The sequence below is a fragment of the Mesorhizobium sp. USDA 3734 genome (genome assembly GCF_056279665.1).
The window spans coordinates 2844280-2868059 of record NZ_JBWCCW010000001.1 but is presented as its reverse complement, the minus strand read 5'-3'; the positions used below and the strand labels follow the sequence as shown (position 1 = coordinate 2868059).

Here is a 23780-nt window from a genome sequence, read left to right as displayed (position 1 = left end):
TCTGGTTAATTTGTATTTACTTAACCCTGCGGCGTGGCTTTCGCGTCACTCATATCCCCATGCATGGTAAACGGCGTCTCAACATCGTCCATGCAGAAGCCAAATTTCTTCATGATTTCAGCACCCAAACAGATCGTTCCAGAAAACGAACCCCATGAAGCACAGCACCAGAAGCAACCCGGCCCGGTAGGCCATTTCCATCATCCGTTCCGACACCGGACGGCGAATGACGGCCTCCACCCCGTAGAACAAGAGATGGCCGCCGTCGAGGGGGGGAATCGGCAAAAGGTTCAGAAACCCGATGCCAACCGACAGCAGTGCGACCAGTTGCACGAGCCATTCGAACCCCAGTTTCGCCGCCTTGCCGGCCATGTCGGCGATCTTCACCGGGCCGCCCAACTGACATTTGTCTTCGCGCCCAACAACAAAGCGCTGCAGGAACTGGCCGGTGCGCTGGATGACGTGTCCGGTTTCCTCGACTGCCGCCGCAACCGCTCCGACCGGCGTGTAGGTTATGAGCCGCGGCTGGCCGAGTTCCTTGTTGTTGACGACACCGATCACGGCGACCTTGACCTTGTTGCCGAGCGCGTCTTCCTGTTCCATCAGCCGCGGCGCCGCGGTCACCGTGACCTCCTTGCCGTCGCGCAGCATGACGAAGGTGATGATGTCGTCGGCGCGGCCCGAGACCAGCCGCTGGACGTCGCCAAAGGTTTCGACCTTGTTGCCGTCGACGCTGACGAATCGGTCTCCGGGCAGGATGCCGGCCTTCGCCGCCGGGCTGTCGGCGGTCACCTCGGCCACCATGGGCTCCGCGACATAGCGGCCATAGGTGGTGAACAGCACGGCAAAGACGACGATCGTCAGCAGGAAATTGAACAGCGGCCCGGCCACCACGGTTGCCGCGCGCTTCCAGATCGGCTGCGTGTGAAAGGCGACCTTGCGCTCCTCCTCGGTCAGCGTTTCGATCTCTGCCGAAGTGGGCTGGCTCGAGGTGGCATTCATGTCGCCGACGAATTTGACATAGCCGCCGAGCGGTATCGCGCACAGTTTCCAGCGCGTGCCGTGGCTGTCGTTGAAGCCGAAGAGCTCCGGGCCGAAGCCTATCGAGAAGGCCTTGACGCCGATGCCGCACCAGCGCCCGACAAGGTAATGGCCCATCTCATGGACGAACACGACCACGGTCAGCACAAACAGGAACGGCACCAGCGTGCCCAGGACAAAGCCTTCTGTGCTGAAAAGCGCGTGAAGAATCTCGTTCAAGACAAACCCTCAAATTCTTCCACGGCGCAGAATGTGCCGTGACTGTGACACCAATCCGGGCGAATCCAAGGCGCGTCGCGCATAGGACCCTAAAATGGCAACACTCAAACGGGAAACAGACCCTGCGCCGGATGATCGGCGGTCGCCGAAATCCAACCGATGACGTATAGGGCGAAAGCCGCCGCGACAAGCCCGTCGACACGATCCATGACGCCGCCATGGCCTGGGATGAGCGCACCCGAATCCTTGCGGCCGTGACGGCGCTTGACCCAGGATTCAAACAGGTCGCCGGCCTGGGAGACAATCGAAAGCACGAGTGCCACCAGGCCGAGCAATGCCAGATTGCCGACACCGGCAGCGGCGGCGAGGACCAGCCCCGCGATGACGCCGCCGGCAGCACCGCCGAGCGCGCCGCTGCGTGTCTTGCCGGGCGAGATCGCCGGCGCCAGTTTCGGGCCTCCAACCGCACGACCAACGAAATAGGCAAGGATATCGGTGGCCCAGACGACCGCGAACAGGAACAGGATGGCAATGAGGCCTGAACGGTCGCCATCGCGCAGCAAGGCGAGAGACAGGCCTGAGACCGCGGCATAGGCAAGGCCGCTCGCATCCCATTGTCCGGACTTGCGAACCGACCCGGCAATCGCCGTTGCGGCAACCATGACCACGACAAGCGGCAGCAGCCAGGAGGCGGCAAGGCCGGCGATCAAGGCGCCAATGAAGACAACCAGCAGCGCTTCCGGCAGGAACCCCAGCCCCGTGGCCCCGGTCGGGCGAGACATACGGGTCCATTCATAGAAGATCGCCGCCACCATGACGGCGCACAGCAGCCGGAACGACAGCCCGCCGAGCCAGGTCAAACCAAGGGTGATGATGGCAAGCACGATCGCCGAAATGACGCGAAGCTGAAGATTGCTCATCCCGCGGCCGGTCGCGAAGCAACGTCCTGGGCCCCAAGTCCGCCGAAACGGCGTTCGCGGCTGGCAAATTCGCGCAAGGCGTCGGCAAGGTGCTCGCGGCTGAAGTCGGGCCAGTAGCAAGGCAGGAAGATGAGCTCGCTATAGGCGGCCTGCCACAGCAGGAAGTTCGACAGCCGGAGTTCACCACTGGTGCGGATGACCAACTCGGGGTCGGGAATGCCCTGCGTGTCCAGAGCGCCGGCAAAGCTTTCGGCTGTGATCGCCTCGGCGTCGAGTTCGCCACGCGCCACGGCCGACGCAAGCTTTTGCGCCGTGCGAACGATCTCGTCGCGTCCGCCATAGTTGAAAGCGATCACCAGCGTCAGCGATTCATTGGCGGCAGTCAGCGATTCGGCCTCGTCGAGCAGGCCCCTGATGTCGGGCTGCAGCCCTGCCCTGTCACCGATGATTCTGACCCGCACGCCGCTCTGGTGCAACTCGGCCAGGTCGCGGCGGATGAACATTTTCAGGAGGCCCATCAGGTCGCTGACCTCGGACTTCGGCCGTGACCAGTTCTCCGACGAGAAAGCGTAGACGGTCAGGTAGGAGATGCCGAGCCCGGGTGCGGCGCGCACCGTCTTGCGCAGCGCCTCGACGCCGGCACGATGGCCCGCGAGACGAGGCATGCCGCGCGCCTTGGCCCAGCGTCCGTTTCCGTCCATGATGATCGCGACATGCGCGGGCGTTGCCATGTTCTCGCTTTCGGGTCAGCCGGTGGCCAAGACCCTAAACCTGCATGATTTCAGCTTCCTTATCGGAAAGCAGGTGGTCGATTGTGCTGATCGTCTCGTCGGTAAGTTTCTGGACCTGGTCAGAGCGCTTGCGCTGATCGTCCTCGCTGATGTCGCCGTCCTTCTCCGCCTTCTTCAGGAAGTCCATGCCGTCGCGGCGCACATGTCGCGCGGCGACCCGGGCATTCTCGGCATAGGTGTGCGAGATCTTGACCAGCTCCTTGCGGCGCTGTTCGTTGAGTTCGGGCAGTGGAATCCGGAGGTTGGTGCCGTCGACGATCGGGTTGAAACCCAGATTGGATTCGCGGATGGCGCGATCGACCGCGCCGACCATAGACTTGTCCCAGACCGAAACCGAGATCATGCGCGGCTCCGGCACCGAGACGTTGGCGACCTGGTTGATCGGCATGGTGGTGCCATAGGCCTGCACCTGGATCGCATCGAGCAAATTGCTGGAGGCGCGACCGGTCCGCAGCGAAGCCAGATCGTGCTTGAACGCGGCGATCGCCCCATCCATGCGCCGCTTGAGATCGTCGTACTCACCACTCATCTTTATCTCCTCGACCCGTCTAACGCGGGTTCACTGCTTCGGGCCCGTGTTCGAACCTGATTGTCGAAAACCGGCTTCCCCTTCCGGGATCAGGCCCCCGATCAATCGTCCGCGACGACCGTGCAGCGGCCGCCGCCCCTCAGAATATCGCCGAAACCACCTTTTTCGTGGATCGAATAGACGATTATCGGAATGTTGTTTTCGCGCGCAAGTGCAATCGCTGCCGTATCCATGATGGAAAGGCCGCGTTTTATGACTTCGCCGTGGCTGATGCGCTCGAAACGCGTCGCATTCGGGTCTTTCTTCGGGTCCGCCGAGTAGACGCCGTCGACCTGAGTGCCCTTGAACAGCGCGTCGGCGCCGATTTCAGCCGCACGAAGTGCGGCGGCCGAATCAGTGGTGAAGAACGGATTGCCGGTGCCGCCGGCAAAGATCACCACCTTGCCCTGGTTCATGTAGGCGGTCGCCTGGCGCTGCGAAAAGCTCTCGCAAAGTTCGGGCATCGCGATCGCCGAAAGCACCACGGCGTCGACACCGATCTTGTTCAATGACGTGCGCAGCGCCAGCGAATTGATCACCGTGGCAAGCATGCCCATGTGGTCGCCAGTGACGCGGTCGCCGCCCTTGGAGGCAACCGCCACGCCGCGAAAAATGTTGCCGCCGCCGATGACGACGCCGACCTCGATGCCCAGTGCACGCGCCTCGGCGATGTCGCCGGCGATGCGATCGACGACCGAAACGTCGATGCCGAAATGCTGTTCGCCCATCAATGCTTCGCCCGACGCTTTCAGCAAGACACGTCGGTAGAGGGGCTTCACCGTCATCTGGGCCTCTTCATTTTGCATGTGGCGCGTTCCGGGTGGCTACCGCCCTCGCGCAGGCGCCGCCCCGAAACAATGGCGCGATGCCGTGTTCCGATACACGAAGGGCGCCGCGATGTCACGCGGCGCCCGACCCGGAATTCGCTCGCTTTTTGTCAACTCACACCGGCAAAAGCACCTTCCATGAGCAGGTCCGGGAAGTAGCCCGCCGGCTTGTCGCCGACCGCCTGGCCGCCAGTGAGGCCGCCCTGGATTTCCGGGCCGAAGAACGAGTACGGAAACGGCGTGACCGGCTGGCTGACCGCGTCGAGCCTTGCCAGGATTTCCTGGGGAATCTCGAAATCGAGCGCTCCGAGATTGTCCTTGAGCTGATCGAGCTTCGTCGCGCCGATGATCACCGAAGCGATACCGGGCCGTGTCGCTGCCCAGTTCAGGGCGATTTGGGCCATGCCGCGGCCGAGTTCGCCGGCGACCTTTTCCAGTTCGGCAACGATTGCCCAGTTGCGGTCGGTGAATTTCTGGAAGCCGGGATTGGTCGAACCGCGCATCGTCTCCAATCGGCCGCCCGCCCTGCCGATTGTATCTGGACGATATTTGCCGCTCAGCAAGCCGCTGGCCAGCGGGCTCCAGACCATGATGCCGGCGCCGTAGCGCGTGCCGAACGGCACGAATTCATGCTCGATGTTGCGCTCGGCCAGCGAATATTCGAGCTGCAGCGCCGAAACCGGCTCATAGCCGCGCTGCTCGGCGACGGACTGCGCCCTGCTTGCGTACCAGGCGGGGACGTCGGAGAGACCGACATGGCGGATCTTTCCGGCGCGCACCAGATCGTCCAGCGTCCGCATCACCTCTTCCGGCGAAGTCAGCCTGTCCCAGGCATGCAGGATATAGAGGTCGATATAATCGGTGCCGAGCCGTTTCAGAGAGCCTTCGACGGCGCGGATAATGTTCTTGCGGCCATTGCCGCCGGCATTTGGATTGCCCTGCTCCAGATTCATGCTGAACTTGGTGCTGATCACCGCTTTGTCGCGCAGACCGTGTTCGGCGATGAACTCGCCAAGCCAGGTCTCGGAGGTGCCGCCGGTGTAGGCGTCGGCCGTATCGAAGAAATTGCCGCCTGCCTCGACATAGGCATCGACCAGGTCGCGCGCCGTCTCCTTGTCGGCGCCCCAGCCCCATTCGGTGCCGAAGGTCATGGTGCCAAGTGCAAGCCGGGTGACACGCAGCCCGCTGCTGCCAAGGGTGTAGTAGGACATGGTCATGGAACGTCTCCTTGCTGCTTCGCCAAACGGCGTTGATGCAGCGTTAGATGCTCCAGCTCACTTCGTTTGATAATGTTGCATTATCTGCATGTACTATGCGATATGATGCATGAATGGATCGCGATCTGCTCAGCCATCTTCCCGTCATCGTCGCCGTGGCCCGGCGCGGCGGCTTTGCACTTGCCGCGGCAGAGCTTGGCATGAGCCCTTCGGCGGTCAGCCATGCGGTCAAGCTGGTGGAGGAGCGCATCGGCCAACCGCTGTTTGCGCGCACGACACGCAGCGTATCACTGACCGAGGCCGGTCAGGCGCTTGTCGCGACAGTGGAGCCCGCGCTGCAGGATATCGCGGAGCGGATGGAGCGTATCCGCGGCATCAAGGGTCGCCCGGCTGGACTGCTCAGAATCAATGTTTCGCATGTCGCCGTCCCGATGGCGGTGACGCCGGTGGTGACGGCCATGGCGGAGCGCTATCCGGATGTGACTGTGGAAATCTTTGCCAACGAAGGGTTGGTCGACATCGTCGGCGAAGGCTTTGACGCCGGCATCAGACTTGGCGAAATGATCGCGCAGGACATGATCGCGATCCGGATGACGCCGCCCTTCCAGGTGATCATCGTCGCTTCGCCAGCCTATATCGCCCGGCATGGCCGCCCACATAGCCTGGCAGATCTCGCCGCCCACAATTGCATCGGTTACCGCCTGGTGCGATCCGGCGCGATCTATCGTTGGGATTTGACGGAAGACGGCAAGGACGTGGCCGTGGAAACGCGCGGCACCGCTGTCGTCACCGATTCCCTTGCCGCTATCGACCTGGCGCTATCGGGGATGGGACTGGCCTATGTGTTCGAGCCGCTGGTGCGCGCCGACCTGGCCGCCGGTCGACTTGTCCAGGTGCTGCCGCAGTCGGCAATCGAGGAACCAGGCCTGTTTCTCTACTTTCCGCGCCGGGCGGCAATGGCGCCGAAGCTGCGCGCCTTCGTCGACATCGCACAAGAAATCGGCCGGACACCCTTGCGTGCGCCCGACCGAGTTGCCTGAGCCGAAAAGCCGGCTGGCGGCTTACTTCTTGACCGCAGCCGCGACTTCCGCGGCGAAATCGGTCTCTTCCTTTTCGATGCCCTCGCCCAGCGCAAAGCGCAGGTAGGCGGTGATCTTGGCCGGCGCGCCGATGTCCTTCTCGGCATCCTTCAGCGCCTTCTCGACGGTGATGTCGGGATTGAGCACGAAGGCCTGCTTCAGGAGCACGACTTCCTCGTAGAACTTGCGCAGACGGCCTTCGACCATCTTCTCGATGATGGCTTCCGGCTTACCGGACTGGCGCGCCTGGTCGGAGAAGATCGCCTTCTCGCGCTCGACCGCGGCCGGATCGATCTGCTCTGCGGTCAGCGCCATCGGGTTGGTGGCGGCAACATGCATGGCGACCTGACGAGCAAAGGCATTGGCCGCATGCTCGTTGCCCGTGGTCTCGATGGCGACCAGAACGCCGAGCTTGCCGAGGCCATCGGCAACAGCATTGTGAACGTAGGTAGCGACGGCACCGTGTGGAACGGTCAGCTTGGCCGAACGGCGGAAGCCCAGGTTCTCGCCGATGGTGCCGACAGCGTCCTTGATGGTGTCGGTGACAGACTTGTCCGACCCCGGATACTTTGCGGCAGCCACAGCCTCTGTCGCGCCATAGGCCAGAGCAACCTTGGCAACGTTGGCGACGATTTCCTGAAACGCGGCATTGCGGGCAACGAAGTCGGTCTCGGAATTGACTTCTACGACGGCCGCTTCGCGAACGCCGGAATCAACGCCGATCAGGCCCTCCGCTGCAGTACGTCCAGCCTTCTTGTCGGCCTTGGAAATACCTTTCTTGCGCAGCCAGTCGACGGCCTCTTCCATGTTGCCGTTGGTCTCGGTCAACGCCGCCTTGCAGTCCATCATGCCCGCGCCGGTCAAGTCGCGGAGTTCTTTGACCTGTGCAGCCGAAATGCTCATTGTCGCCTCTTTGTCTAGAATGCACCGACGCACCATCGGTGTTCGATGGTGCGTCTGTTTAGCGTGCCAAAATATGAGAAAGATGAAGGCCGTAACCGGCCTTCGATTGTCAAGCTTCGGGGGCTTCCGACGCCGGGGCCGGAGCCGGATCGAGCGCGGGTTCGACTGGAGCTTCGACCGAAGCGCCGATGTCGACGCCGAGCGCGCCCTGCTGACGGGCGATGCCGTCGATCGCGGCCTTGGCGATCAGGTCGCAATAGAGCTGGATGGCGCGGGCCGCGTCGTCATTGCCAGGGATCGGGAAGTCGATCTTGTCCGGATCGCAGTTCGAATCGATGATGGCGACGACCGGGATGCCGAGACGCTTGGCCTCGAGGATGGCGATCGCTTCCTTGTTGGTGTCGATGACGAACATCAGGTCGGGCGTCGAGCCCATGTCCTTGATGCCGCCCAGCGCCTTGTCGAGCTTCTCGCGCTCACGGTCGAGGTTCAGGCGCTCCTTCTTGGTCAACCCTTGCGCCTCGCCGGCCAGCATCTCGTCGAGCTTGCGCAGGCGCTGGATCGAGTTCGAGATCGTCTTCCAGTTGGTCAGCATGCCGCCGAGCCAACGCGAGTTGACGTAGTACTGGGCCGAACGCTGTGCCGCATCGGCGACGATGTCGGACGCCTGGCGCTTGGTGCCGACGAACAGAACGCGGCCGCCCTTGGCGACGGTGTCGGAAACCTGCTTCAGCGCCTGGTGCAGCAAAGGCACCGTCTGCGAGAGGTCGATGATGTGGATGTTGTTGCGGGCGCCATAGATGTAGGGCGCCATCTTCGGGTTCCAGCGGTGGGTCTGGTGGCCGAAGTGAATGCCAGCTTCCAAAAGCTGGCGCATGCTGAAATCAGGCAGTGCCATTCAAAGTTCCTTTCCGGTTAGCCTCCACGGACACAGGCATTTTTGGACTTTGTCCTCGAACGCCACCGGAGGTTTCAGCCGGATTTCTCCCGGGCAGACACCAAAGTCCGTGTGTGGAATGAGCGCGCATATAGAGGGGATGCGCGACAAACGCAAGCGCCGCGGGATCTGTGGTGCGGCGTGCGACGATCCGCGCCCTGCCGTCAGCGCTTGATCTTCCCGTTCGGCACCCGAACCCGCCGGAAGACCGCGACGATCTCCTCGCGGCTGCATTCGATGGCGCCAAGTCGCACCGCACGGTCGCGCTCGAAGCCAGTTATGTCATAATGCGGCGCCGATGTCTTGGGCGGCCCCTGGTAGGATGAACGCTTGATCGCCAGCTTTGCGGCGAAGCGATGCAGTTCGTCGGTGTCGTCGGCCAACAGATGGCACCAGCGATGGCCAGCCCAGTTCCAGATCGCTGCGTCGACATAGACTGCCATGAAGCTTGCTGTCTGCCTTCCATCCTTCACGACAGTCGGCCGCATGGCCCGTCCGTCCGTCAGTGACGATAGAATGGATTCGGATAGAAAATGAAGCTGCCTTTGGCTGCAAGTTCGGTCACGGTGCTGGTGATGGCTTCCTGCATGCGACGGTGCAGCTCGGCAACCGCATCGTCGATCGAGCCGGCATAGGCATGCAGACCCAGCGCCTCCGGCACTCGGATATAGGCGCAACGCGGCCCGGCCGGCTGCGGAATGAACCGGTTCATCGTGTCACGCAGTCCGCCCCGGCAATAGTCGTTGCGGATACGCTTCAGATGTTCGGCGATCTCCTCCTGGGTGATGCGCGGGTTGGCCGAGGCCCAGGGCCCGATGCGTTGCAGCCTCTGAACAGTGTCAGCAAGCGTGCGGACCTGGGTTTGCCCTTCGGCGTCGCCGGTGTTTTCGCGCTGCCAGCGACGTACCCGCCGCAGAAGCTCGGTGGTGTCGGTGATGGCAGCTTCGGGTGAGATACTTTCGCCGAGCCGGCGGCCGAGTTCGGTGACCAACCCCTGCTGGCGCCCGGCATAGGTCGCACCTTCGTCTGACGGCATGCCCCACGCGGCTTCGTCGCGGGTCAGCAGCGTCGAATAGATATGGTGGACGCGCTGCGGCAGCGTGTCGGTCGCGTGGCGTTCTATGTTGAGGCTTTTCTCAACATAGGCGCATTCCTTCGTCAGCGCCGCTTCGACATTCCTGGTGAAGGCAAGCTTCCAGACGACAGGGGCGATCCAGACCTTGAAATCGGGGGCCGTGGCCCGACCGCGCTTGAGGGCCTCGAGCCCCATCTCGACGGCACCCGGCAGCAACGGCGCAACGATGTTGGCATGCCAGCCGACGCCCCCTTCGGGATGCAGCAGTACTCCATGGCCTTTCAAGGCCCAGGCGACGGAATGTTCCTTGGCTGCCCCGCTGTTGCCGGGAATCTGGGCGATCAGATTGTTGGCCAGCCAGAATTTCTGCATCAGCCGGCCAAGACCGTTGACGACACCATTCGTCGCCCATGAGGCCGCGAGCGGGCTGACCTGCGACACGATCTCCTTGTCGATCATCCAGTCGGTGAAAAACTCGGGATGATTGGGCGTGATGAAGGTCGCCTTCCCCGCCCCGCAACTGGCCTTCAACCGCTCGAGGTCGGCGTCGGGAAAGTCGATGTGGCGGACATTGGCGACGCCACGCAGACCGGCCAGGCGGTTGAACGGCAACAGATCACGAAATCCGGGAATGCCGCGCAGCATGACGATCCGGTTGACGGATGTCATGGCCCTGATCAGTGCCGGGTTGGGCCGCGGCGCCACGAAGACATCGATCTTGCTCAAGCTGCTCCCCCTTGCGCCTGGACGCTGGAGAAGAAGTTGAGAGACGATTGCGGCGCGTTCAAGTCGTTCGTCACGACCACGCCGTGTCGCGGTTAATCAACCGGCCGGATGAAGCCCTATTTTGCCGGACAGGGTTTCGTCTGGTCGAACAGCGACAGGTTGACCAGCTTGCCGGTCATCGAAAAGTCGCCATAGTCCATGACAAGATCGCGGGTGATGCCGTTCTCATGCAGCTTGAAGCTGATGCGGTATTCCGGCACCTCTTCGCCTGTCTTGTCGGTGTCGTCGAAATAGGCGATGTCGACCGGCCAGTATTTGTCGGTGGCGAGCTTCGCCAGTGCCGGAGCCTCCGGGTCGGCCTTGTCGGAATCGGTTTTCTTGCCGACGACGACGGTGGTGGTCATCACCTTGTTGGCGTCTTCGGAACCGTCGAACAGGTTGGTTTCGTAGAAGTTCTCGCCCTTTTCGGCCTTGCCGATCAGTTCGACCAGATGCTGGGTCGGGAATTGGGTGGTAGCCAACTCGACGCTGTTCTTTTCAGGCTTGTCGATATCGACCTTCAGGCCCTTGGTCTCTTTCGTGGCGACGCCCTTGACCTCCTTGTCGAGGTTCTGGTCGACGAAGGACTTTGTCACGAATGAGAAGGTCTTGCCTTCGGCGTCCTCGAAAGTGGTCGTCTGCTGATCCGTCAGCCTGGTGTTGTCGGCAGTGACAATCTGGGTGACGAAGCGGAATTTCACCGTATAGCCTTCGCAGGCCGAGCCGTTGAACTCATAGACCATGCGGCCGGATATGCCTGTGATGCCGGACTGATCGGACGCCTTCTTGAGGGTAAGGTCGTAAACGGCGCGGTGGGCTTGCAGCGCCGGCACGGCAAAGGCTGGGCCTATCGAGAAGACCCCCGACAACAGAACGGCATGGAATGCAAAGCGCGTTGCGCGCATGAGGTACTCCGATCGTCGCGGCTGATGGCAAGCCGCAGGGAAAGATGGTCCAGCTTAAAAAAAGTCGTGGCGGAAGCGAGGCAAAAATAGCAATTTCGGCCCGGCCCGCGCGGCGTCACCAAGCAATAGGGAAATACCATGAGTGAAACAATCGAAAAGCGGCTAAGCGATCTGGGCGTGGCGCTTCCTGTCGCCGCCGCGCCCGCCGCCAACTACGTGCCCTATTGCAGAACCGGCAATTTGCTGTTCACCGCCGGCCAATTGCCGCTCAAGGACGGCAAGCTGCAGGCGAGCGGCCTGCTTGGCCGCGATGTCGACACGGCAGGCGGCAAGGACGCGGCAAAGTACTGCGCGATCAACATCCTGGCACAGGCCAAGGCAGCGCTCGGCGACCTCGAGAAGATCCGCCGGCTGGTGAAGATCACCGTTTTCGTCGCCTCGACACCTGAGTTTGTCGAGCAGCATCTGGTTGCCAACGGCGCCTCCGACTTCCTGGTCGCGGCACTTGGCGAACGCGGCAAGCATGCCCGTTCCGCCGTCGGCACCGCCTGCCTGCCGCTTAATGCCGCAGTGGAAATCGAAGCCATCTTCGAAGTCGAATGAGCCAGGGGATAGATATGACCGACCTATCCTGGCTGACCGCCCGGCCCGTCGCCCATCGCGGTTTCCACGACATGAACAAGACGCGCTGGGAAAACACGCTTTCCGCTTTCGCGGCGGCGGCCGAGCGCGGCTATGCGATCGAATGCGACGTGCACCTGTCGTCGGATGGCGTTCCCGTGATCATTCATGACGACGATTTGCAAAGGCTGACCGGCCAGGACGGTTTCGTCTGGCAACGCACCGCGGCGGAACTTGTGACGCTCAAGATCGGCGGCACATCGGACCACCTGCCGACGCTGCAGGAAGCGCTCGACCTGGTTGACGGCCGCGTGCCGATGGTTGTCGAGCTGAAAGGGATTCCCGGTCGTGACGAAGGCCTGGTGGCCAGCGTCGGCAAGATGCTCAAGCGCTACAACGGCAAAGCCGCGATCATGTCGTTCGACCACTGGCTGATCCGCGATTTCCCGAAACATGCACCGGGCATTCCGGGTGGCCTGACCGCCTACGGCAAGGACGTCAAGCTGATCGAGGCGCATTTCGCCATGCTGGCGCACGAGATCGCCTTCACTTCCTATGCCGCCGGCGACCTGCCGAACCGGTTCGTCAGCTTCGTGCGTGAAAAGCTGAAAATGCCTGTCATCACCTGGACCGTGCATGACCAGCCCGCGGTCGACCTGACCTTCAGATATGCCGACCAGATGACGTTCGAGGGCTTTGAACCCGATCTGGTCAAAGTCGCCTGAAGTCGAGTGTCTGAAACGTGACTTGTACCAAGCCGGACGGAGCTTAAATAAGCCTCATGGATCAAGGCGACGAGGGCGATGGCCAGACAGCAAATGCGGACTATTCGATCCGCGTCGCCGCTGGCATTGGCGCTTTCACCCCAGAGGAATGGAACAGCTTTGCCGGAACGACGCGCGGCGATGCAGAAACCAATTACAATCCTTTGGTTTCCTTCGCTTTTCTGAGCGCGCTTGAGGATTCCGGATGCGCCGTGCGGCGCACCGGTTGGCAGGGCCACCACCTCAGGCTGGAGGATGGGCAAGGCAGATTGCTGGGCGCGGTGCCCTGCTATCTCAAATCGCACAGCCAGGGCGAATATGTGTTCGACCATGGCTGGTCGGATGCATTCGAGCGCGCCGGTGGCCGCTACTATCCGAAACTGCAAAGTGCTGTGCCATTCTCCCCGGTCACCGGCCCTCGCCTGCTGGTCACCAGGGGCGAGGATATTGTCACCGTGAAGGCCGGTTTGGCGGCAGGCCTGAAAGCGGTGACGCAAAAACTCGGTGTCTCTTCCGCGCATGTCACCTTCGCGCAGGAGGGCGACGTGGAGGTGCTGGAGGCGGCAGGATTCCTGCATCGCACCGACCAGCAATTCCATTTCTTCAACGAAGGCTTTTCAACCTATGACGACTTCCTCGCCACCCTAGCCTCGCGCAAGCGAAAGGCGATGAAGAAGGAAAGGCGCGAAGCGCTTGCCAACGGCATTTCGATCGACCGGCTGACCGGCAAGGATCTCACCGAGAAGGCCTGGGACGATTTTTTCGCCTTCTACATGGACACCGGCAGCCGCAAATGGGGCCGCCCCTATCTCAACCGCCAATTCTTCTCGCTGATCGGCGAACGCATGGCCGACGACATCCTGCTGGTGATGGCCAGGCGCAACGGGCGCTATATTGCCGGCGCCATCAACTTCATTGGCTCCGACGCACTCTATGGCCGCAACTGGGGCTGCATCGAGGACCATCCTTTCCTGCATTTCGAGGTCTGCTACCATCAGGCGATCGACTTCGCCATCGAACGCAAACTGAAGGTGGTCGAGGCGGGCGCGCAGGGCGAGCACAAGCTGGCGCGCGGCTACCGGCCGGTGATCATGCATTCCGCGCACTACATCGCGCACCCTGGCCTGCGCAACGCCGTCGCCGACTATCTCAGGCGCGAGCGGCAAGAGGTGGAGCGGATGAGCGAATATCTCGAAGAGCACACCCCTTTCCGAAAGGATCTGGAGGAGTAGCAACAGGGCCGCCCTGATGAGCAGGGTCGACTTCGCCCGATCGTCTTGCCGACTTTCGACGCCTTCGCTACACGAAAGGCACAATCCGGAGCGTTCGCCATGGCCGAGGCCGCCTATGACACCGACAACATCTTCGCAAAGATCCTGCGCGGCGAAATTCCCTCGCAGCGCGTCTACGAGGACGAAGCGGTCATAGCCTTCATGGATGTGATGCCACAGGGTCCCGGCCATACGCTGGTGGTGCCGAAGGCGCCGTCGCGCAACTTGCTCGACGCCGATCCATCAATTTTTGGCCCGCTTTTCACCGTCGTTCAGAAAGTGGCGCTGGCTGTGAAAAAGGCCTTCGGCGCCGACGGCGTCACGGTCCTGCAATTCAATGAGCCAGCCTCGGGGCAGACCGTCTATCATCTGCATGTACATGTCATCCCCCGCTTCGACGGCATTCCCCTGAAGCCTCACACGGGCGGGGATGGAAAAACCGGAGGTGCTGGCCGAAAATGCCGGCAAGATACGGTCGGCACTGCAAAGCTGACGCCGCAGTCACCTACAGACTGGAAAGCAGTTTAGCCGGCCGGGGTCTGGGCCAGTTGCTCAATGGCGCTTGGCCGAGCGATGCCTTGCTCCAGCCGCCGGCGGATTGTGTCCGCGCACTGTACGGGGCTCAAAAGCGAAGTGTCGACTTCCAGGTCGTACACGCCTGAACGGTGTACCTCTTCCTGCCACAGACGCACGGGCAATGGCGCGGGATCGTCAGGTGAGGCGGTCACATATCCCTTGTCCGCCGCGCTGGCGGCTCGCCTCTCCATGATGATTTCGATCGGGCAGCGAACGCCTACAAGCAGCACCGGCAGGCCGGCGAGACGGCGGGCGCAATCGACCAGGCAGTTGAGGGGTTTCGAATAGGCATCGTGGTGGCCGACATCCGCAACGACATTCAGCCCCAGCCGGCTGTGAGCGGCTATCGATTCGTAGAGCGCTGCGTATAGTCCGGGCACGACGCTTTCGAGATCCGGCCGCTCGCCACCCGGCCGCAACCCAATTCCAGGCCGATAGCGTGCCGGCGTGGCCTGCTCGTAAACGTCGACACCGAGATTGATCCAGACGCCATCGAAACTCTCCTGAATAGCTCTGGCGATGCTTGATTTTCCCGATCGCGGCGCGCCGTTCAGGATGATGATCTGGCCGGCCATGCGTCACCTCGTGTTCCAATGAAAAAAGCCCCGTTTCCGGGGCTTTTTCGACTTTCGTAAGGCTCAGTTCTTTCGGGGCAGTTGCGGCACGAGGCTGCGCTTGCCGCCGTCCTTGCCCTTGGCCTCGGGCTTCTGCGCCACCAGCTTCTTGGCCGCGGGCTTTTTCGCCACGACCTTTCTGGGCTTCGGGGTTTCTTCCGGCTCTTCCTTCTTGGGCTTCACCGGCGCCTCGTCGGCGAGCGATTCGAGCTTCAGGCCGGTCTCGCCGGTTTCCTTCTTCTCGACGGTGACACGCACCGTGCCGCCCTTCTTGAGCTTGCCGAACAGCACCTCGTCGGCCAACGGCTTCTTGATGTGCTCCTGGATGACCCGGCCGAGCGGCCGCGCGCCCATGCGCTCATCATAGCCCTTGTCTGCGAGCCAGGCGATCGCATCCGCCGACAGGTCGAAGGTGACGCCACGCTCGGAAAGCTGGGCCTCAAGCTGCATGACGAACTTCTGCACCACCTGATGGATGACCGGCACCGGCAGCGAGCCGAACGGGATGATCGCATCGAGACGGTTGCGGAATTCCGGCGTGAACAGCCGGTTGATCGCCTCGACATCGTCGCCTTCGCGCTTGGTCGAACCGAAACCGATCGCCGCGCGCTGAGCATCCGACGCGCCCGCATTGGTGGTCATGATCAGGATCACATTGCGGAAGTCGATCTGCTTGCCGTTATGGTCGGTCAGCTTGCCGTGGTCCATGACCTGCAACAGGATGTTGAACAGGTCCGGATGCGCCTTCTCGACTTCGTCCAGCAACAGCACGCAATGCGGATGCTGGTCGACGCCGTCGGTCAAAAGACCGCCCTGGTCGAAGCCGACATAGCCGGGAGGCGCGCCGATCAGCCGCGACACGGTGTGGCGTTCCATATATTCCGACATGTCGAAGCGGATCAGCTCGACGCCGAGCGACGCGGCCAACTGCTTGGCCACTTCGGTCTTGCCGACGCCGGTCGGGCCGGAGAACAGGTAGGAGCCGATCGGCTTCTCCGGTTCGCGCAGTCCGGCACGTGCCAGCTTGATCGCCGAGGTCAGCGCACTGATTGCGGTGTCCTGGCCATAGACGACGCGCTTCAGCTCGATATCGAGGCCTTGCAGCACCTTCTCGTCGTCGGCCGAAACCGTCTTCGGCGGGATGCGGGCCATGGTGGCGATCGTCGCCTCGATCTCCTTGATGCCGATGGTCTTCTTGCGCTTGGCTTCCGGCACCAGCATCTGCGAGGCGCCGGTCTCGTCGATCACGTCGATCGCCTTGTCCGGCAGCTTGCGGTCGTTGATGTAGCGTGCCGACAGTTCCACCGAGGCCTTGATCGCCTCGTTGGTGAACTTCACCTTGTGGAACTCCTCATAATAGGGCTTGAGGCCCTTCATGATCTCGATGGCGTCCTCGATGGTCGGCTCGTTGACGTCGATCTTCTGGAAGCGCCGCACCAGGGCACGGTCCTTCTCGAAGAACTGGCGGAATTCCTTGTAGGTGGTCGAGCCGATGCAGCGGATCGCACCCGACGACAAGGCCGGCTTCAACAGGTTGGACGCGTCCATGGCGCCGCCCGATGTGGCCCCTGCCCCGATCACCGTGTGGATCTCGTCGATGAACAGCACGGCACCTGGATAATCCTCGAGCTCCTTGACGACCTGCTTCAGCCGTTCCTCGAAATCGCCGCGATAGCGCGTGCCGGCGAGCAGCGTGCCCATGTCGAGCGCGAAGATGGTGGCATTGTGCAGCACTTCGGGAACGTCGCCCTCGACGATGCGCTTGGCCAGGCCTTCGGCGATTGCCGTCTTGCCGACGCCGGGGTCGCCGACATAGAGCGGGTTGTTCTTGGAGCGGCGGCACAGCACCTGGATGGTGCGGTTGATCTCGGACTCGCGGCCGATCAGCGGGTCGATCTTGCCGGCCTTGGCCTTGTTGTTGAGGTTGACGCAATAAGCCGTCAGCGCGTCCTGCTGCTGCTTCTTCTTGCCGCCTTCCTCTTGCGGCTCGGCGCCGTTCTGGCCGCCCTGCTCGTCATCGGCGCCGCGCGGCGGGCGTGTCTCCGACGCGCCCGGACGCTTGGCAATGCCGTGCGAGATGTAGTTGACCGCGTCGTAGCGGGTCATCTGCTGTTCCTGCAGGAAATAGGCGGCATGGCTCTCGCGCTCGGCGAAGATGGCGACGAGCACGTTGGCGCCCGACACTTCCTCGCGGCCCGACGACTGGACATGGATCACCGCGCGCTGGATGACGCGCTGGAAACCGGCCGTCGGCTTGGAGTCCTCGTCGTAACCGGTGACGAGGTTGTCGAGCTCGGTGTCGATATAGGTGAGAACCGTGTGCTTGAGCTCATCGAGATCGACATTGCAGGCGCGCATGACGGCGGCCGCCTCGGTGTCGTCGATGAGCGCGAGCAGCAAATGTTCAAGGGTTGCATATTCATGGTGCCGCTCATTGGCGAGCGTCAGCGCCTGGTGAAGCGCCTTTTCCAGGCCTTGGGAGAAAGCCGGCATGTTACCTCACTTCTTCTCCATCACGCATTGCAGCGGATGCTGATTCTGTCGGGCGAAATCCATGACCTGGGACACTTTGGTCTCGGCCACCTCGAATGTATAGACCCCGCACTCGCCCACTCCATGATTGTGAACATGAAGCATGATGCGTGTGGCGGCTTCGCGGTCCTTCTGGAAAAAACGCTCCAGCACGTGAACCACGAACTCCATGGGCGTGTAGTCGTCGTTGAGGATGAGGACCCGATAAAGGCTGGGCTTCTTGGTTTTGGTTTTGGTGCGCGTAATGACGGCCGTCCCACGGCCGGCCTCATTGCCGTTGCCGTCGCCGTTTTGCATCCGCGCCACGTGTCTCGTGGCAGTCAAACCGATCGTCACGTATTCCTGCCTCTTTCGAATCCCCATGCGAGTTCGACATGTAGGTGTTCGATGGACGATTTTAAGCCCTTCTGGTTAGCTGACAATATGGCTAGGTGACCAAACTTGGACGATTTTCGCAATCGTGAAGGCGCGCGAGGCCCTGGAGCGGAAATCGGCATGAAAAAACCCGGCCGCGTTTCCGCAGCCGGGTTTTGGCCCGGACCCAAAGGGCCGGATTTGGGTCATATCAGGCGAAATGACTTCGCCCGGGCGAAATTACTTCGCCTTGGCAACGATCGATTCGAACGGCTTGTAGGCTTCCTTGGCGAGTTCGGCATAGAGGTCGCCAATCTTGGTGGCCTCGGCAACGAACGCCTCGTAGGATTGCTTGGCGTAATCCGACTGGATCTCGATCGCCTTTTCCAGTGACTTGGCCGAAAACAGCTTCTCCACGGTGGCGCTGCCGGCTTCAAAACTCTTCTTGGTATATTCGCCAGCCTCGGTCGCGATCGCCTGCGCGCCCTTGGAGAGCGACGCGAAGCTCTTCAATCCGGTGTCGGCGAACTCTTTGCCGTATTTGCTGAAGTCCTCATAGGTCTGGGTCATTTCACGATTCCCTTGACGGTTGAGGCGTCCTTCTTCGGGGCGCCCTTGTGCAATGCAAGATAATATATTGTGCGTCGCACAAAAGTCAATATTTCACTGGCGTGCGAACCCGCCTGCGCAGCCAATGGCTAAAAATCGAATAAAGAGAGCTTCAAGCCCGAAGAAAATGGTGAACGCGGCGGTTACCATAAACGGATTGGTAACGCTGCCCCGGTAGCTTGGCCGGAAGCGAGGCAGGACCCTTTGCCGCCTCCAGCGCAACGAAGAAATTCAAGGGAAGTACCAGTGCGTAAGGCGTTGTTGGGCATCGTTTCCAAATCCACCTCCCCTCTCAAGACGATAATGATCATCGCCATGGCGATGGCTTTCGTTTGTGGCGACGTCGTCTCGTCGCTGGCGGCCAGGCAGGCAGCCATTGTCGTGGACGCCAAGACTGGCAAGGTGCTCTACTCCGCGGACGCCAACGGCAGGCGCTATCCGGCATCGCTGACCAAGATGATGACGCTTTATCTGACCTTCGAAGCGATGGCGAAGGGCAAGATCAGCAGGAACTCGCCAGTCGTGTTTTCGGCCCATGCATCCGCCGAGGCGCCGACGAAACTCGGGGTGAAGCCGGGCGGTTCTGTCACGGTCGAGACCGCGATCCTGTCGATCGTTACCAAGTCGGCGAATGACTCGGCCACCGCGCTCGGTGAAATGCTCGGCGGCGATGAACCCACTTTTGCCCGCATGATGACCGCCAAGGCGCGGGCGCTGGGCATGAACGGCACCGTGTTCCGAAACGCGAATGGCCTGCCCGACCCCGGCCAGTTCACCACCGCGCGCGACATGGCCACGCTTGGCATCGCTCTCAGGGAGCACTTCCCGCAGTATTACGGCTATTTCTCGCAGCGTTCCTTTCTCTATGGCCGCCAGCGCATCAACGGCCACAACCGTCTGCTCGGGCGCATCAAGGGCGTCGACGGCATCAAGACGGGCTACACCCGCGCCTCAGGCTTCAACCTCGTTTCGTCGGTTTCCGACGGCAATCGCCGCATCGTCGGCGTGGTCATGGGCGGCACCTCCGGCGGCAGCCGCGACAATCAGATGGCCAACTTGATCAACACCTATATGCCGAGGGCTTCGACCCGCGGCGGCGGCGATCTGGTCGCCAAGGCCAGTGGCAACAACCCGATCACCGCCCTTGCCAAGGTGCTCCTGCCCAAGCACGACGCGCCGACGCCGGACGACAAACCGATGGTCGAAGACGATGCCGTGGCGTCCAACGACGATCCGACGTCTGCGGACGCGACCGACGAGCAGACAACGGCCGCAGTCGAGGAGACAGCGCCCGTCGTCAAGACCAGGAAGGTCAAGACCGTCATCGTGTCGGCCCCTCAAATTGCCACGGCCCAGGTCGTCGCTGCCTATGCCGAGCCAACTCCGGCGGCTGTCGACCCGGTCAACACAGCGTCGGTACCGTCGGGCTGGGCCATTCAGGTCGCCTCGTCGCCAAAGCAGTCCGAAGCCCAGGCCTTCCTCGACAAGACCACCAAGCAGGCACCCAAGGTGCTTGCCGACGCGTCCGGCTTCACCGTCGCCTTCGACAAGGACGGCGTCACCTACTACCGCGCCCGCTTCGGCGGCTTTGGTTCGAAGACCGCGGCCTGGAAGGCCTGCACCGCTTTGAAGAAGAAGAACATCGAGTGCTACGCCGTCCAGCAGTAGGACGGCGTGGAAGTCATCTCCCGGAAAAGTTCTGCATCGAAGGAGACTAGTTGTGATTGGAGAGCAAGACGTCCTTGGCTTCGTTAATCCGCGCCGCCAGGAAAGACGTGCCGCCGATATCGGGGTGCAGGCGCTGCATCAGGCGGCGGTGCGCCTTGCGGACATCCGCCGCGGCGGCCCCCGCTTCAAGACCAAGGACCTTGTAGGCCTCCTCCTTAGTCATGGCGCCCGAACCTGGCGCAACACCCAGCCCTTCGCCACCGTTCGTCTCAGTGTTTTTGCGCCAGACGGGAAATCTGCCGTCAAGATACGTCTCTAGCAACTGCCGGCTCTCCGGATCGCCGGAGAGTTCCCGGTAGAGATGTTGCAACTCCGCCAACCCCATCGCGCCAAGCATCTTGCCTTCGTGGCGGCCAGCCAGGACCAGTCCTTCGAGGCCGCCGGTATCGTGATCGAGCTCCATCTCCAATGCTGCGGTGCGCACCGTCGACCGCTTGCCCGGCGCGAGCTTTGCCGTTGGCCGCTTCATCCGCATGGAACCATACCAGGCGATTGCCGCCGACAGAATTATGCCCCCGATGCCTTCGCGCCCGACCACAACCATGGCGATGCCGACCAGCCCCAGAAGGACCGGCCCGAGTGTCTTCATGCCGCTGGCCAGTTTTGCCGGGTCGGCGCGGAGGAAGATCGTGGCCGCGCCGAGAAGCACCAAAAGCAATGCTACCAATGCGATGATTGCGCCCATCAGTCCCCGCCACCCCGCAAATGCTCGATCATCAGCCGGTCTTCCGGCCTGCCTCTGGCCTCAAGCGCCTTCAGCCCGCCGGTTGCAAACACCGCAACCGCCGAAAGCAGTCCTGCCAGAGTCGCGGCAGCCCGCCGATCAAATCGGAACCAAGCCCCTTTGGACAACCGCGTGATTTCCTTAAACGCCTTTTCTGCGCCGGAATCATGACCTTCCTGGAAGACGAAGACAGGAACACCATGCAGGCCGAGGCTGCCGGCCTTTTCGGCCAGATCGTCGATATCCTCTTCCATCGCATCGCCGATATAGACCAGCGCATTGACCTTGGCGGCAGCCGTCTGTTTCAGCGCATGCGCCAACACCTTGCCGATCTGGGTGTGACCGCTGCGGCATTCGATCCGCGTCATCAGCTGCTTCAAGGCATTGGTGTCGCTCACGAAAGCGGACGAACGGCACTCGCCGAGACCGCGAAAATAAACCAGTTGCACGCCGAGGGTTCCGGCCTTGCCGACAGCGTCGAACATCTGGCCCTGCAGCGTGCAGGCCAGATCCCAGGTCGGCTGGCGGCTCATCGTCGCGTCGAGGGCAAGGATCAGCCTGCCCGAGCCGGTCGCCGACGCGGCAAGTATCCTCGCCTGACGAATGAAGGCGTCGATCTCGCCGGCGTTGGATTGAGGCTTGATCGGCGCAGGATTGGCCCTCGCGGGCACGGGCTGCTTCTTGTCGCTCATGAAAACAAGATGTGGCGTTGTTACATCGCTTGCAAGCCCCACACCGGGTGGCACAAAGGGCCAGACGATGAGGCCACCTGGGGTCAGAGCAGACCGAGATCGGCAAGCTCGCGCCTGAGTTTCGGCGGCATCTCGATCAGCCCGGCTTTGCCCTTGCCGAGATCGAGCGGCGCGTCCGCCGGCTTCAGATAGCGCCAGCCCTGAAAAGCCCGGCGCGGCTGCCAGTCAGTGCGAACAACCTCGGGGTCGAGAATCAGGTGGCAGCGGCCGATGCCTTCACCGTCGGTGAACGGCCGGATCTCGGTGATAAGCTGGCGGCACTGCACGTTGCCCTTGATCACCCAGTAAAGCGAACCGCCATCGGTAACCTCGGCGCCGCGCGTCGGCATCATGCGGGTGGTGTGGTATTGCTCGACCGGCTCACCGGCGCGCCGCCGCTCGTCGAGGCGGAAGGCGATCCACTCTTCGAGATCCTCGACGCTGTCGCAGCCGACACAGAGTTTTATGAGATTGAGAGACATCGCTTAAGGTTTAGTCCCGCGCGCGGAGGCGTCAACGGCCTGATCGACTTCTCCACAGTACCAAGCCACAAACGGGCCTCTCAGCACTCCACGACATTGACGGCGAGCCCGCCAAGGCTGGTTTCCTTGTACTTCTCGTTCATGTCGAGGCCGGTCTGGCGCATTGTCTCGATCGCTGCGTCGAGCGGCACGAAATGGATGCCGTCGCCCTTGATGGCCAGCGACGCGGCGGTCACCGCCTTGACGGCGCCCAGCGCATTGCGCTCGATGCACGGCACCTGAACCAGCCCGCCGACCGGATCGCAGGTCATGCCGAGATGATGTTCGAGCGCGATCTCGGCGGCATTCTCGACCTGTTCGGGCGTGCCGCCCATGACGGCGCACAGGCCGGCCGCGGCCATCGCCGATGCGGACCCGACCTCGCCCTGGCAGCCGACCTCGGCGCCCGAGATCGAGGCATTGGTCTTGATGATGCCGCCGACGGCTGCGGCCGTCAGCAGGAAATCGCGGATGCTCGGCTGGTCGGCCTCGGGATGGAAATGCAGCCAGTAGCGCAGCACCGCCGGCAGCGTGCCGGCCGCGCCATTGGTCGGCGCGGTGACGACGCGGCCGCCGGCGGCATTCTCCTCGTTCACCGCCATGGCGTAGATCGACAGCCAGTCATTGGCGAGCAAGGGATTGGGCTTGTTCTGCTGCCACTGCTCCTGCAGCTTGTCGTGCAGCATGCGCGCGCGCCGGCGCACCTTCAGCCCGCCCGGCATGATGCCATCCTGTGACAGGCCGCGTTCGATGCAGCCCTTCATGGCGCTCCAGATGCCGTCGAGGCCGGCGTCGAGCTCCTCGCGCGACATCTGCGTCTCCTCGTTGACGCGTTTCATATCGGCGATGGAAAGCCCGCTTTTGCCGGCCATGGCCAGCATCTCGACCGCATTCTTGAACGGATAAGGCACTTTCTTGCCTTCAGTCGTCACCGACCCCTTGGCCTTCATCCGCTGCAGTTCTTCTTCCGAAACCACGAAGCCGCCGCCGATCGAATAATAGATGCGCTTGAGCAGCAGGCGGCCGCCAGCGTCATAGGCGTAGAACGCCATACCGTTGGCGTGACCGGTGAGCGGCGTCTTGCGGTCCAGCACCAGATCAGTGGCCGGGTCGAAGCGATAGGAGGGATGGCCGGGCGGCGAAATGCGCTTTTCGGCGGTGATCCGGCTGGCAATGCCATCGGCCTGATCGGGATCGACTGTCTGCGGCGTCAGACCGGCAAGGCCGAGGATGACGGCGCGATCACTGCCGTGGCCGATGCCGGTGTAGGCGAGTGACCCGTGCAGGCTGGCGCCAAGCCGGTCGACCTTCACACCCGCCGGACGCGGCCAGTCATTTCCCGCGACCTCGTCGAGAAACCGCGCAGCGGCGGTCATCGGCCCCATCGTGTGCGAACTCGAGGGTCCTATGCCGATCTTGAACAGGTCGAAAACCGAAAGGAACACGCGGCGTTGTCTCCTGGAGTCAGGTCGAGGACTACATATAGGA

24 protein-coding genes and 1 pseudogene are annotated in these 23780 nt (G+C 62.2%); 6 read left to right on the top strand and 19 right to left on the bottom strand.

Features of this window, described 5'->3' with window-relative positions; translation table 11 throughout:
- Positions 1–117: 117 nt before the first annotated feature.
- The 6 genes from rseP to ACZ89F_RS13690 form a co-directional block, all read right to left on the bottom strand.
- Positions 118–1260: an RIP metalloprotease RseP gene (rseP, locus tag ACZ89F_RS13715; RefSeq protein WP_476092378.1), complete on the bottom strand. Its 1143-nt coding sequence runs from the start codon at positions 1258–1260 to the stop codon at positions 118–120.
- 104 nt (positions 1261–1364) lie between these two features.
- A complete protein-coding gene (locus tag ACZ89F_RS13710) occupies positions 1365–2180 on the bottom strand; it encodes a phosphatidate cytidylyltransferase (protein ID WP_476092377.1) in 816 nt (271 codons plus the stop codon).
- Positions 2177–2911: an isoprenyl transferase gene (locus tag ACZ89F_RS13705; RefSeq protein WP_476092375.1), complete on the bottom strand. Its 735-nt coding sequence runs from the start codon at positions 2909–2911 to the stop codon at positions 2177–2179. Before ACZ89F_RS13705 ends, ACZ89F_RS13710 begins: the two co-directional genes overlap by 4 nt.
- A 34-nt stretch (positions 2912–2945) precedes the next feature.
- Complete coding sequence (frr, locus tag ACZ89F_RS13700) at positions 2946–3500, bottom strand: ribosome recycling factor (protein WP_013531759.1); 555 nt, start codon at positions 3498–3500, stop codon at positions 2946–2948.
- A 101-nt stretch (positions 3501–3601) separates the two neighbouring features.
- Complete coding sequence (gene pyrH / locus ACZ89F_RS13695) at positions 3602–4324, bottom strand: UMP kinase (RefSeq protein ID WP_091574801.1); 723 nt, start codon at positions 4322–4324, stop codon at positions 3602–3604.
- 152 nt (positions 4325–4476) lie between these two features.
- Positions 4477–5583 carry an aldo/keto reductase gene (locus tag ACZ89F_RS13690; protein ID WP_476092373.1) on the bottom strand — a complete coding sequence of 369 codons (1107 nt, stop codon included), beginning with the start codon at positions 5581–5583 and terminating at the stop codon, positions 4477–4479.
- A gap of 113 nt (positions 5584–5696) precedes the next feature.
- Here ACZ89F_RS13690 and ACZ89F_RS13685 point away from each other — a divergent pair, with 113 nt between their 5' ends.
- Complete coding sequence (locus ACZ89F_RS13685) at positions 5697–6623, top strand: LysR family transcriptional regulator (RefSeq protein ID WP_476092372.1); 927 nt, start codon at positions 5697–5699, stop codon at positions 6621–6623.
- A 21-nt stretch (positions 6624–6644) separates the two neighbouring features.
- Here the strand turns inward: ACZ89F_RS13685 and tsf are convergent, their stop codons facing one another.
- From tsf to ACZ89F_RS13660, 5 genes are all read right to left on the bottom strand, one after another.
- On the bottom strand, positions 6645–7565 hold the full coding sequence (gene tsf / locus ACZ89F_RS13680) for a translation elongation factor Ts (RefSeq protein WP_476092370.1): 921 nt from the start codon (positions 7563–7565) through the stop codon (positions 6645–6647).
- Positions 7566–7674: 109 nt separating this feature from the next.
- Positions 7675–8463 (bottom strand): 30S ribosomal protein S2, encoded by a 789-nt coding sequence (rpsB, locus tag ACZ89F_RS13675; RefSeq protein WP_023812937.1) that lies wholly within the window; start codon positions 8461–8463, stop codon positions 7675–7677.
- A gap of 203 nt (positions 8464–8666) precedes the next feature.
- The gene (locus ACZ89F_RS13670) at positions 8667–8945 is read right to left on the bottom strand and encodes a DUF4031 domain-containing protein (RefSeq protein ID WP_352811983.1); all 279 of its coding nucleotides are present in this window, start codon (positions 8943–8945) and stop codon (positions 8667–8669) included.
- Positions 8946–9004: 59 nt separating this feature from the next.
- Positions 9005–10303 carry a lysophospholipid acyltransferase family protein gene (locus ACZ89F_RS13665; protein WP_476092369.1) on the bottom strand — a complete coding sequence of 433 codons (1299 nt, stop codon included), beginning with the start codon at positions 10301–10303 and terminating at the stop codon, positions 9005–9007.
- A gap of 116 nt (positions 10304–10419) precedes the next feature.
- Positions 10420–11247 carry a cell envelope integrity EipB family protein gene (locus tag ACZ89F_RS13660; protein ID WP_476092368.1) on the bottom strand — a complete coding sequence of 276 codons (828 nt, stop codon included), beginning with the start codon at positions 11245–11247 and terminating at the stop codon, positions 10420–10422.
- A gap of 138 nt (positions 11248–11385) precedes the next feature.
- On the opposite strand from ACZ89F_RS13660, the gene ACZ89F_RS13655 reads away from it, so the two are divergent.
- From ACZ89F_RS13655 to ACZ89F_RS13640, 4 genes and pseudogenes are all read left to right on the top strand, one after another.
- The gene (locus ACZ89F_RS13655; RefSeq protein WP_109669061.1) at positions 11386–11850 is read left to right on the top strand and encodes a RidA family protein; all 465 of its coding nucleotides are present in this window, start codon (positions 11386–11388) and stop codon (positions 11848–11850) included.
- A gap of 14 nt (positions 11851–11864) precedes the next feature.
- Positions 11865–12593, top strand: a complete 729-nt coding sequence (locus tag ACZ89F_RS13650) for a glycerophosphodiester phosphodiesterase (RefSeq protein ID WP_476092367.1) — start codon at positions 11865–11867, stop codon at positions 12591–12593.
- A 56-nt stretch (positions 12594–12649) separates the two neighbouring features.
- Entirely contained in the window at positions 12650–13864 is a 1215-nt protein-coding gene (locus ACZ89F_RS13645) for a GNAT family N-acetyltransferase (protein ID WP_476092366.1), read from the top strand.
- A 99-nt stretch (positions 13865–13963) separates the two neighbouring features.
- Positions 13964–14396 (top strand): annotated as a pseudogene (locus ACZ89F_RS13640) (HIT family protein).
- Between the two features lie 31 nt (positions 14397–14427).
- Here the strand turns inward: ACZ89F_RS13640 and ACZ89F_RS13635 are convergent.
- The 4 genes from ACZ89F_RS13635 to ACZ89F_RS13620 all read right to left on the bottom strand — a co-directional run bounded on the left by ACZ89F_RS13635 (position 14428) and on the right by ACZ89F_RS13620 (position 18549).
- A complete protein-coding gene (locus ACZ89F_RS13635; protein ID WP_476092365.1) occupies positions 14428–15054 on the bottom strand; it encodes a chloramphenicol phosphotransferase CPT family protein in 627 nt (208 codons plus the stop codon).
- Positions 15055–15117: 63 nt separating this feature from the next.
- Positions 15118–17586: an ATP-dependent Clp protease ATP-binding subunit ClpA gene (gene clpA / locus ACZ89F_RS13630; RefSeq protein ID WP_476092364.1), complete on the bottom strand. Its 2469-nt coding sequence runs from the start codon at positions 17584–17586 to the stop codon at positions 15118–15120.
- A gap of 6 nt (positions 17587–17592) precedes the next feature.
- The gene (gene clpS / locus ACZ89F_RS13625) at positions 17593–17922 is read right to left on the bottom strand and encodes an ATP-dependent Clp protease adapter ClpS (protein ID WP_056587551.1); all 330 of its coding nucleotides are present in this window, start codon (positions 17920–17922) and stop codon (positions 17593–17595) included.
- 297 nt (positions 17923–18219) lie between these two features.
- Positions 18220–18549 (bottom strand): phasin family protein, encoded by a 330-nt coding sequence (locus tag ACZ89F_RS13620; protein ID WP_056587548.1) that lies wholly within the window; start codon positions 18547–18549, stop codon positions 18220–18222.
- A gap of 285 nt (positions 18550–18834) precedes the next feature.
- Between ACZ89F_RS13620 and ACZ89F_RS13615 the strand changes: the two genes are divergently transcribed.
- A complete protein-coding gene (locus ACZ89F_RS13615; RefSeq protein ID WP_476092363.1) occupies positions 18835–20256 on the top strand; it encodes a D-alanyl-D-alanine carboxypeptidase in 1422 nt (473 codons plus the stop codon).
- Between the two features lie 46 nt (positions 20257–20302).
- On the opposite strand, the gene ACZ89F_RS13610 is transcribed toward ACZ89F_RS13615, so the two are convergent.
- The 4 genes from ACZ89F_RS13610 to ACZ89F_RS13595 all read right to left on the bottom strand — a co-directional run bounded on the left by ACZ89F_RS13610 (position 20303) and on the right by ACZ89F_RS13595 (position 23737).
- The gene (locus ACZ89F_RS13610; protein WP_476092362.1) at positions 20303–21001 is read right to left on the bottom strand and encodes a DnaJ domain-containing protein; all 699 of its coding nucleotides are present in this window, start codon (positions 20999–21001) and stop codon (positions 20303–20305) included.
- Positions 21001–21732 carry a VWA domain-containing protein gene (locus tag ACZ89F_RS13605; protein ID WP_476092361.1) on the bottom strand — a complete coding sequence of 244 codons (732 nt, stop codon included), beginning with the start codon at positions 21730–21732 and terminating at the stop codon, positions 21001–21003. Before ACZ89F_RS13605 ends, ACZ89F_RS13610 begins: the two co-directional genes overlap by 1 nt.
- Before the next feature lie 83 nt (positions 21733–21815).
- Positions 21816–22253 (bottom strand): DUF1489 family protein, encoded by a 438-nt coding sequence (locus tag ACZ89F_RS13600; protein ID WP_056587530.1) that lies wholly within the window; start codon positions 22251–22253, stop codon positions 21816–21818.
- Between the two features lie 80 nt (positions 22254–22333).
- Positions 22334–23737, bottom strand: a complete 1404-nt coding sequence (locus ACZ89F_RS13595) for an L-serine ammonia-lyase (protein WP_476092360.1) — start codon at positions 23735–23737, stop codon at positions 22334–22336.
- Positions 23738–23780: the final 43 nt, after the last annotated feature.